This window comes from Citrobacter sp. TBCS-14, assembly GCF_005280805.1.
Taxonomy (GTDB): Bacteria; Pseudomonadota; Gammaproteobacteria; order Enterobacterales; family Enterobacteriaceae; genus Citrobacter; species Citrobacter gillenii.
Genome location: NZ_SZWM01001198.1, coordinates 1 through 214 on the forward strand (window position 1 = coordinate 1; position 214 = coordinate 214).

Below are 214 nucleotides of genomic sequence, written 5' to 3' on the forward strand. Positions count from 1 at the left end.
GGCAACCTGTACATTGTGCATCAGCCAGGCGCAGATAAAGACCATCACAACCGTACCGGCCAGCACATAGAGCAGGTTACGGAAATTCAGCGGCTTATGGTCCGGCTCTGAACCGATATTCTTCACCATGCCACGACAGGCAAAGTAGACCAGTAGTGCAACGATAAGCCCGGCTCCGCACAGGTTGTAGGTCACTGCGTAGCCAAACTTATCG

1 pseudogene is annotated in these 214 nt (G+C 53.3%); it reads right to left on the bottom strand.

Going from position 1 to position 214, the window contains the following annotated elements:
* Window positions 1-214, bottom strand: a pseudogene (tppB, locus tag FDX22_RS26255) (dipeptide/tripeptide permease); the annotation flags it as partial.